At 65.9% G+C, this 10,159-nt stretch carries 4 protein-coding genes and 3 pseudogenes; 3 read left to right on the forward strand and 4 right to left on the reverse strand.

Features of this window, described 5'->3' with window-relative positions; genetic code table 11:
• Positions 1-97: 97 nt before the first annotated feature.
• Positions 98-553: pseudogene (locus ADK64_RS41875) on the forward strand (transposase); the annotation flags it as partial.
• A 224-nt stretch (positions 554-777) separates the two neighbouring features.
• A complete protein-coding gene (locus ADK64_RS41880; protein WP_053667511.1) occupies positions 778-987 on the forward strand; it encodes a hypothetical protein in 210 nt (69 codons plus the stop codon).
• Positions 988-1,345: 358 nt separating this feature from the next.
• Here the strand turns inward: ADK64_RS41880 and ADK64_RS41885 are convergent, their stop codons facing one another.
• From ADK64_RS41885 to ADK64_RS41895, 3 genes and pseudogenes are all read right to left on the reverse strand, one after another.
• Positions 1,346-1,882: an SMI1/KNR4 family protein gene (locus tag ADK64_RS41885; RefSeq protein ID WP_053667512.1), complete on the reverse strand. Its 537-nt coding sequence runs from the start codon at positions 1,880-1,882 to the stop codon at positions 1,346-1,348.
• A 19-nt stretch (positions 1,883-1,901) separates the two neighbouring features.
• Entirely contained in the window at positions 1,902-6,650 is a 4,749-nt protein-coding gene (locus tag ADK64_RS41890) for an RHS repeat-associated core domain-containing protein (protein WP_053667513.1), read from the reverse strand.
• A gap of 264 nt (positions 6,651-6,914) precedes the next feature.
• A pseudogene (locus ADK64_RS41895) lies at positions 6,915-7,082 on the reverse strand (transposase); the annotation flags it as partial.
• Between the two features lie 67 nt (positions 7,083-7,149).
• On the opposite strand from ADK64_RS41895, the pseudogene ADK64_RS41905 reads away from it, so the two are divergent.
• A pseudogene (locus ADK64_RS41905) lies at positions 7,150-8,320 on the forward strand (IS3 family transposase).
• A gap of 523 nt (positions 8,321-8,843) precedes the next feature.
• Here the strand turns inward: ADK64_RS41905 and ADK64_RS41910 are convergent.
• On the reverse strand, positions 8,844-9,611 hold the full coding sequence (locus tag ADK64_RS41910) for an SDR family NAD(P)-dependent oxidoreductase (protein WP_053667516.1): 768 nt from the start codon (positions 9,609-9,611) through the stop codon (positions 8,844-8,846).
• Positions 9,612-10,159 lie beyond the last annotated feature (548 nt).

Below are 10,159 nucleotides of genomic sequence, written 5' to 3' on the forward strand. Positions count from 1 at the left end.
AACCGCAGCGCAAGCTGATTCAGAACATCGGCGGCGAAGCTCATACCAGAGCAACGATCTTGTCCTATGAAAGCAACGGGTTGATTCTTTACGGCTTCACCTGCTGCGGAACTCCTTCCGCTATGCCGCACGGCAGGACTGGGACAAGATCGCCAAGCTCCTCAAGCCCGTCTACACAGCTCCCACCGAAGAGGCCGCCCTGGACCGGTTCGCCGAGTTCGCCGACGCCTGGGGCCGGAAGTATCCGGCGATCGTGAAGCTGTGGGAGAACGCCTGGGAAGAGTTCACCCCCTTCCTGCGGTTCGACACCGAGATCCGCCGCATCGTCTGCACCACCAACGCGATCGAGTCGGTCAACGCCCGCATCCGCCGGGCGGTCAAGGCGCGCGGCCACTTCCCCAACGAGCAGGCCGCCCTGAAGTGCATCTACATGGCGATCATGTCCCTCGACCCCACCGGCAAGGGACAGGCCCGCTGGACCATGCGCTGGAAGACCGCACTGAACGCCTTCGACATCACCTTCGACGGCCGCCTCTCTGCAGCCCGCCAGTAACCCCAACTACCCCAGTTACACCGCTCGTTTGACAGACCCACACCGCGCACGAGGACGGCAAGCACCCCGATGAAGGCGTCGAGGACGAAACCGACGCACACCACGTCGGCGGCCGGTCGGGAGCCCGACAACGCCCCCCCGAACAGGTCCGGCATGCAAACCCCGAACAGCCGACGACGGCACCGGCGACACCAGCCACCCAGCTGGGCGAAAGGAAGCGGCTCGTGCCCGGAGCGCTCCGCCAGCTGGTCATCGACCATTTGCGGGCACATCCCGACGAGGCATTCACCGCCACCAAGATCAGCCGTGTGATCGAGAAGTCTTCGGGAGCCATCGCCAATGCCCTGGACAAGCTGGTCAAGGACGGCGTCGCCGACCAGATGAGCGACCGCCCAGGCACCTACCGCATGGCAACGCCGAACGACAAGGCGTAGTCGTGCGTGGGCAGGTGGGCGCCTGAGCAGGGTCAGCCGGGCTGGTTCTCACTCTGGTGGCAACCAGCCCGGTCCGCGTGTGTCGGTCGCGGTGACCGACCTGGTCGGACGGCTGCGGAATGACGGCACGGACCCTGCGGCGCCGGAGATACCCACGACTCGCACGGCGCTCTCGTCAGGCGAGCAGGTGTGGTAGTGCCCAGCGGTGGCCTCCAGAGTGCGGCGCTGGTCGGCCCACCGCCGCACACGGATCGGATCGGCCGGCATCGGCGGCTCGATCCGGTCCTGCAGCGCATCAGTGATCTCTAGCCGAACAGGTACATCCGATCCCCTGATCACTCCGTCCAAGAGACACGTTCTAGATGTCGCGGGCGGAGCGGAACTCATGCTGGGGCAACGGGAACTTGTCCCACAGGATTTCCGAGTGGATCGCGCCACTGAGAACTGCGGTAAGGAAACGGGTCACGGTCATGTTGTACCGTTCCCAGTCCTCTCCGGACTCGTCATTGATCATGATCGTACGGCTGTCGGGGTCGTCGCCTGGTTGCACGAGCCAGTACAGGTACTCTCCGTTGTCTGTGGTTGCCCAGCAGGTCAGACGAGCGCCGTCGCCTTCCAGTTCGACGGGTTTGTCCTCGTACTGCCACAGCGACTCGTTCGCCTCGTCACGCTCTGCGGAGATCTTGAGCTGATCATAGACATCATTGGGGCAGCCGGGCTCCAGGAGCAGCAGGTATCCATCGACAAAGCCGCCCCCGTAGGTGTTGATGAGCTCTTTGTAGTCCGTGGGCAGAGCGGTCTGCAGTGCTGTTTCGGCGGCCTCCCAGCTGGGGGTCTGCTCAGGTGCGGTGGGCCGGGGCAGGAGCTCGGTGAGCCGGTTCAGCTCGGGGTTCATCGGAAGGCTGTTCCTTTCTTCAGCGCTTGCGATTCCAGATGGTGAGGATGTTCGTTCCTCCGGTGTGGCTGCCGTGGGGATGCATCTGGAAGCCGTTGCTCCCATGAGCCTCGATCGTCACGCCCAGGGGAATCTTCGCGTGCTCGTCAGCATAGATAGGCGTCACGCTGTACTGGATGATCTCGCCATCCCTGGCTGCGTTGCGTACCTGCAGTTCGACTGCGCGCATGACGGGCGAGTTGGCGTAAGCGTGCATCGTGACGAAGTTCCGTCGGTCCTTGTTGGATCCGCCGATCATCGCGGCGAGCAGATGGGCTCGGTTGTAGCCCTTTCCGGATTCCCAGCCGGCCGGATCGACCTGCGGGCCTGTCTTTCCTCCGAGCATGTCCCGAGTGATGGTGGCGTGCATGGAGGTGGCCCGGCCGTGCGGGCCGAGATCACCGTACTGGACCCGGCCGCCCCAGGTGGGGTCGCTCTCGTCGCAGGGTGTGAGTCCCAGCGGGTCGCTGAACGTGTGCGGGTTGTCCACGTAGGCAACAGGGTTCGGGGCTGGCAGCAACCCCAGCGGGTCCTGGGTGAGGTAGCGAGCGGACTCCGGGTCGTAGTACCGGAAGTAGTTGTAGTGCAGTCCTGTCTCAGGGTCGTAGTACTGGCCGGGGAACCGCAGGGGGGTGTAGGCGTGTGCGTTTTTGTTCCAGGTGGTGGCGCCCCAGAGTGTGGCGCGGGTGCGCCATGCCACTGTGCCCGCCTCGTCCACCAGCTCGGTGGGGGTGCCGATCTGGTCGGTGACGATCGCGAAAAACCTCTGGTCGATGATCTCCTGGGGTGCGGTGGCGAGGGATTTCGTCTCGGTCTGCGTGATCGGTGTCAGGCCGTCGTGGTCCCAGGTGAGCGTGACCACTTCGGCGGAGCCGCCTGTGTGAACGGTTTGTTCACACAGTGTGGCGCCGTCCCAGACGAAGGTGGTGCGCTCCAGGACGGTCGTGCCGTCGGCGGCCATGTGCAGCTTGGTCGTGCGTCGGCCGAGAGCGTCGTAGGTGTAGTGCCAGCGGGTGCCGTCCGGGGTGGTGACGGCGGTCAGCTGGTCGTGCGCGTTCCACTCATAACGCCATGTGTCCGGCTTGCGGGAAAGGCGGGTCTTCTGGCGCAGCACGATACGGCCGAGTGCGTCTTGCTCGTAGCGGACCTTTCCGGAGCGGGTGATGCAGGTGCCGGAGTAAGCGCGCTCGCCGGTGGCGTCCTGTCCGGCGTGGCGGGTGGGCCAGGACGCCGTCGTCTGGTTGCCCATCACGTCATAGGCATAGGACTCGGTCCAGTGTGCGGCGTGGACCGCGGTGACCCGCCCGGCGACGTCGAGGTCGAAGCGCCGGGGACCGGTGGTCAGGTCGTCGATGCCGGTGAGGTGGCCGTCTGCGCGGTGCGTGTACGTTCTGCGCTGAATCAGCCGCTGGTCGGCGCCCGCGGTCACCGCCTGGCCGACGAGGCGGCCTGTGGGGCCGTAGGTACTGGTCAGCGTGGCGAACTGACCTATCTGGCGGGTGATTTCCCGGCCTGCCGCATCGAAGGTGAAGTCGATGTCGCGCCCTGCCACGGTCATCCGCGCCGTCGCGTCGTCCACGCCTTGAGCCCAGGTCGTGATCGTGCCGGCGGGTGTGGTCCGGCTGGAGCGTCGCCCGGACCGGTCGCGGGTGAACTGCAGCGTGGCGCCGTCCAGGGTCTGCGACGTAAGGCGACCGGCACTGTCGTACATGAACTCCAGGACGTGGTCTTGGGTGATGGCGCTCGTCATCCGGGAAGCCGAGTCGTACTGGTACTCGGTGCGCTCGCTGTCGGCGTTCTTGACGCTCAGCCGACCGGCTGCGTCGAAGATGTAGGTGATGGTCTCGTCTGCTGTGTTGGTGCGGGACCTGGGCTGGCCGGCCGCGTCGTAGGTGAAGTGGGAGGTACGGCCGTCGAAGTCGCTCTCACTGATCAGGCGGCCAGCTGCGTCGTAGGTGTATGCCCAGGTCAGGCCGATTGTGTTGCTGACGTGGGTGAGGCGTTGTTCGGTGTCGTAGCGGAAGGTGTGCATCGCCCCGTCGGGGGCCACCCGGCAAAGGGGAAGGTCGAAAGGCCCGTAGGTGTAGCGGGTGATGCCGCCGAGCGGGTCGGTGTGGCTCGTACAGTTGCCTTCACCGTCCCAGGTCCATGACTCGGCGGTGCCGTCTGCCGCAATGCGGCGCAGCAGACGGCCTTCCGCGTCCCATTGCGTGCTCGTGGACTTCCCGAACGGGTCGACGAGTTCAACGGCACGGCCGAAGGCGTCGTAACGGGCATGGCTGGTCGCCCCTCGGGCATCGGTGACTTCGGTGGGCAATCCGGCCGCATTCGTGAGGATGCTGACGCGGGCACCGAGCGGATCGATGGCCTCGGCTACTGCTCCGATGGCGTGGTGGATGAACTCCAGCGCGGCGCCGTCTGCGGAGATCAGGGCCGTGCGATTCCCGCGGTCGTCGAACTCCTGGCGGATGCGGCTCCCGTCGGGTCCGATCACCTCCACCGGCAGGTGCAGCTCGTTGTAGCTGAGGCGGGTCGCAGCGCCGTCGGGCGTAGTGACGCAAATGAGATCGCCCGCGTCGTCGTACTCCCAGCGTGTGGTACGACCCAGCGGATCCGTGCGGGACAGCAGGCGATCATAGCGGTCCCACGTCTGGGTGGTGGTGTCTCCGAGCGGGTCGGTGATCTCGACGATCTGGCCGTGACGGTTAGCGCGGTAGGCGGTGGAATTGCCGAGGGAGTCGCTGTAGGTGGCGGTGGCGATGCCCAGGGCGTCTGGACTTGCATACGTCAGACGGGCGTCGAGAATTCCGTCGGTGCCGTGGGTAGCGACGACGCGGTGCTGGCCGTCATAGGTGTAGGAGTAGGCAGTGTTGTTGCTGTCACGCCAACTAATGATGCGGTGGGCTGCGTCGTAGCCCAACTGCAGTGGCGCGCCGACAGCATTGCGCACCTCGATGAGATCGCCGACGTCGTCGTAGTCGAAGCTCCGCAGGAGTGCCGGCCCGTCATCGGTAAGCGCCGAGAGGGAGGTGACGCGTCCCTGCTCAGCGTCGGAGTCAACCTGTATTCGATAGCCACAGCTGTGACTCACCGTGAGCGGGGTGTCGTTCTCGTCACGCTCCACAGTGATCGTGTTGCCGTTTCGGTCCTCCAGGGCGGCCAGCCACCACACACCCTCCTGGGCGGCGGCCGGCTCGAAGTGCCGGGTCAGACCATCATATGGATCAAGCGCTGTCAGCACGTAGCTGCTGCTGCGCGTGACATAAGTGAGTGGCAGCCGCGCGCCCTCGGCCGGGTCCACCCGGTCACCTGGCAAGTCGGGCAGGCGCGGATAAGCGAGAGAGGAACCGTCCTCCCGATACCACCACACACCTCCCAACGACTCATCCTGCTCGAGACGTTCATCGAGGGTGCCAGCCCAAGACCGCCCGAAGGAGTGTCCTGAGGTGTAGCCGCTCAGGTGGGTACGCCGCAGTACGAGTGGCAACACACCGGGCAGTTCGACGTCGGTCTGCGCGAGGATCATCTGGCCGGTGACCATGTCGATCGGGTCGCCGCAGGTAAACTTGTTCCGCAGCGCGCGGGCGCGCTGGGTTAGTTGCGCGGATGCCAGCTTCAGCCTGTCCCCGAAGCCGCGCTTGCCATCGGAGCCGCGTAGCCCATGATCGCCGCCGTCGTCACCGTTCTCGCCAACCTTGATGCCGTGGAGCCGGTCCCCGATGTCGAGGTCGTTGTGCCTATGCAGCCGGGAGGCGGCCCTCACCCGCTCCGGCAGCGTCTCCGTGATGTGCTTGGCGACCTTGCCGAGGGCCTTCTCGGAGCCGTGCAGCGCACCCTCCAGGACTGAGTCGAAGGCCCGGGTGAAGGGATCCTTGCCCCTGGTACGACCGAAGAAGCCCTTGGCCCGCCCCAGCGGGGCCGCGCTGTTCAGGTGCAGCTCGCTGCCATGGAAGGAGACCTTGCCGGCGCCACTCTCGAACTCCTCGTGGTCGATGAACAGATCCGCGCCACCTGCGCCACCGCCCCCCGCGGAGGCGAGTACGAAGCCGCCGTTTGCACCGCCCGCCGAGGCCAGATGCATGCCGCCGTGTCCATGACCGCCAACATTACCGCCGCCACCGCTCGCGCCCGCTTTGGTTGGGTCAGGAGGCAGGGAGAAGGCGTCGTTCGCCAGGTTCAGGACCGTGTCCTCGACCATCGCTTCCAGCTTGGCGTTGACCGGTTCGGTGACCTTCGCGATCAGCTCGTTCACGATCTGGCCGGCCGCCTCGTCGATGATTCGTTTCACCAACTGACGCATGGCCGTGATTTCGGCCGCGCCGAGGACCGCGGACAGGCCTCCGGTGATGAAGGCCGCACCGAGCGAGAGGCCCACTGAGCCTGCCATGACAGCGAGTTCGGCCTCGGCTTTCGTCTTCATCCCGAAAATGATGTCCGCGACCACGTCACAGGCGTCGGCGAACAGGCGGGCCAGTTCCGGGATCTTGTCCAGGTGGCCGGCCTTGACCTGGTTCCAGTGGGTCTGCATCGAGTGAACGGCCCAGCCCTTTGACGAGGCGAGGATCCGCTCCACCGCCTTGTGCGCGTCCACGCCGTGCCCCTCGAACTTGTCAGCGAACTCCCGCATGGCGGTCGCCATGTGGCGGTAGTCGTCCTCGTCGACATTGGGGAAATGGATGCCGATGTAGTCCAGGACCTGGTCCAGCCAGCCCGGAATCGTGTAACCCATCCCCGTTCCTCCCCGCGGCTCTGTGCGTGCTCGCTGAAGCTGGTATCACGCGCTGCGGTCGAGAATCTTAGTAGGCGTCAGTAACGCCCACGCAAGTCGCCCCACTACATCGATGCACGTCAGCGCGAGACTGCTGTCCAACAATCGTCGTCGGCTGAGCATGACGTAGCGATCCGAGCCATCAAGGCATTGCTTGTTGAACCGCCAGACGGGAGTGTCTAATCAACGGCCCTGGCTCGCATTCGGTGGTGACGGAGCGTGTTGTCATCCGAGGAGGATGCGGTGGCGTAGAAGGGTGAAGCTTGCTCGTCCGTGCATCTGGCGCGCGATGCGTTTGGTCTTGGTGTTGACGCCCTCGGTGGGGCCGTTGCTGTACGGAAGCGTGAGCCCGGCGACCACGGGGTCGATGTCCCGTTCCAGGCCCTGGGTGAAGGGGGCCCTCCACTTTGATCGTGGACACCTCGACACTGGATCTTGAGTCCAGGGAGAGGAGTCCCAGGTGGGGACCTACAAGTACTCGACGGAGTTCCGGGCCGACGCGGTGGCGTTGGCCCGTTCGTCGGGCCGGCCTGTCTCACGCATTGCGCCGAGCTCGGCGTGAATCACGAGACGCTGCGGCAGTGGATCAAGACGGCGGAGAACGCCGAGCGGCCCGAGGCGCTCGCGGAGTCCACGAAGGACGCGGAGATCGCGGCCTTGCGCAAGCAGGTGCGCAAGCTGGAGATGGAACGTGACATCCTGCGCCGGGCGGCCAAGTATTTTGCGGGCGAGACGAACTGGTGAGCCGCTTCGAGTTCGTTGCCGACCACCGCGGCGCCTTCGGCGTGAAGCGGCCCTGCACCGTGCTGAATCTGTCCCGGTCCGGGTTCTACCGGTGGCTGAAGACCGCGCCGGCCCGCGCCGCGAAGAAGGCCGCCGACGCCGCACTCACCCGACGGATACGCCAGGTCCACGCAGAGTCCGGGAGGACGTACGGGGCCAAGCGGATCACCGCCGAGCTTCGCGCGGACGGCTTGATGGTGAACCGCAAGCGCGTCGAGCGGCTCATGCGCCAACACGCTATCCGGGGAAGGAGGTTGAAGCGGCGGCACCGCACCACCATTCCGGACCCCGCCGCCCAGGCGGTGCCCGATCTGCTGCGGCGCAACTTCACCGCATCCGCCCCCGACCGGGCCTGGGTCGGCGACATCACCTATCTGCCGATCGCCGGCGGGAAGTTCCTGTACCTGGCCACCGTCATCGACGTGTTCTCCCGTAGCCTGCTGGGCTGGTCGATGACCGATCACATGCGGGCCGAGCTCGTCACCGACGCGCTCAACGCGGCCGTACGCACGCGCGGCGGCCGGGTGGACGGCGTCATCTTCCACAGCGATCACGGGGCTCAGTACAGGTCGAAGGCATTCGCCGACGCCTGCCACCGGGCCGGGATCCTCCGATCCATGGCAGCGGTCGGCACCTCCGCGGACAACGCCGCCGCGGAGTCGTTCTTCGCCTCGCTCAAGCGGGAGATCCTCCCCGGCCGGCGCGGCTGGCCGACAGAACGGGCCGCGCGACTCGCGATCTTCCGCTGGCTCGGCTTCTACAACCACCAGCGCAGGCACTCCACGATCGGCTACCTCGCGCCGGTCGTCTTCGAACAGAGATCAACTACGCTGGCCATTGCTGCATGACAACCGGTGTCCACGATCAAGGTGGAAGCCCCCCACACTCCCCTGAACGATCGGCAGCCCGGCTGGTCACCGACTCATCAGACAGGCTCTAGACCCCGAGCGTTTCCTTCTCCAGGTAGACGCCGGTGCGCCAGGAGATGTCACGTGGCGCGTCGACGTGCACTGGCTCTGCAATGGGCAGTCAGGTGTCGTGATCGCTGACGAGGAAGGACAGCCCTTCCGGCTCGTAACGAGCGAGCGGGATCGCTGACGGGAGCTGTCAAAGAAGCCGAAACGGCTGGGTTCGCTGTCAAACGACTCGATTGGATGACAAGGGACACCGGTGGGTGGCTGTGTCAGTTTCTGAGGAAGTCGTTTCGTCGTGACTTCGGGAGTTGTTTCTCGGGGGCGTGATCAATGTCAGTGACTTTTGGTGTCGCTCGTGTGCTGTGGGGCCGCCCGCTTGGTCACGATGAGAACCGGAACATCCCGCTGGGCGGGCAGCGCGCCGCCGAGACCGACACGGCCTGCGCCGACCTGCGATTCACGTGCTCGGGAACAGGGGGCCGCCCGCCATGAGGCCGCCGTCGACCACGAGAATGTGCCCGGTGACGTAGCTCGCCTTGTCCGAACCCAGATACTGGACAGCCTCGGCGATCTCCTCCGGGGTGCCTGCCCGGTGCATGGGCAGCACCGAATCGACCGCGCCACGCGCCGTGTCGTCGCCGGTGAACCGCTCGTACATCGCGGTCCGGGTGTAGCCGGGCGCGACCGCGTTGACCCGGATGCCGTGCGCGGCGCCTTCGAGTGCGGCCGCCTTGGTGATGCCGACGACGGCGTGCTTGCTCCCGACGTACAAGGTCGCCCCGGGGTAACCCATCAGGCCGTAGCCGGAGCTGACATTGACGATGCTGCCGCCGCCCTGTTCCCTCATGACCCGGAACTCGTGCTTCAGGCACAGCAGCGTTCCCTTGACATTGGTATCGAAGGTGGCCTGGTAAGCCTCGTCGGTCACCTCGGTGACAGGGCCGGGTGTTCCCTCGGTGCCGGCGTTGTTGAAGGCGACATCGATCCGCCCGAACCGCGCGACCGCACGGTCGACGAGGTCCTTCACATCGGCGTCGAAGCGGACGTCGGCACGCACGAACTCCGCCGGGGCACCGAGGCCGGCCAGCTCCCCGGCAAACTGCTCACCCACGTCCTCGTGACGGCCGGAGACCACAAGGTTCGCGCCTTGACGGGCGTAGGCCAAGGCGGTGGCGCGGCCGATACCGGTGAGCGCGCCCGTGATGAGGACGACGGGATCAGACACGTTGAGGGTCCTTCCTGTAACTACCCAGGTGAACGACGGCCAAGCGGTTCGGAACCCGCACGACACCGGGTTCCTCTTCCGACACCGGGTTCCTCTTCGGACAGGGGCGTATTCCCCGGTGCGCCCGCAAGGAAGGTGTCCCAGCCGGACGACAGCCGCATCGGACCCGACCGCCGTATCCATCGAACGGCGGCACTTGATGGTCCGTACGGCCCACGGACGGCGGCCGGGACCGACGACCCGAAAGCGGTCACGCGAGCGGGAGGCGAACGCCGCGAGCCCCCTGGTGACATCAGAACAAACTGACATTGCGAACTCGCTCAGCCAGTGACTCCCACAGTCACGTCGAAACGACTCCCGCGGTCACGTACAAAGCCAGGTGGGCCTGCGTGGCTGCCGTAGCCGCGTGCACTGTAGTGGTCCTGTCCGTGATGGTTTTGGGCAGCTATGGCGGGCCCCGCCGCGGATACCGGACTCGACGGTGTGAGGGGGCGTGCTCCTGTGCGCCCGGGCCCCGGAGAGTAGTCCGGTATGCGGGTGGGGGAGCA

Source organism: Streptomyces sp. MMG1121, from assembly GCF_001280015.1.
Classification (GTDB): domain Bacteria; phylum Actinomycetota; class Actinomycetes; order Streptomycetales; family Streptomycetaceae; genus Streptomyces.

Excerpts from the sequence above, each read along its gene's own strand:
- ADK64_RS41885 (WP_053667512.1), bottom strand. The coding sequence starts at position 1,882 with ATGAACCCCGAGCTGAACCGGCTCACCGAGCTCCTGCCCCGGCCCACC.
- ADK64_RS41890 (WP_053667513.1), bottom strand. The coding sequence starts at position 6,650 with ATGGGTTACACGATTCCGGGCTGGCTGGACCAGGTCCTGGACTACATC.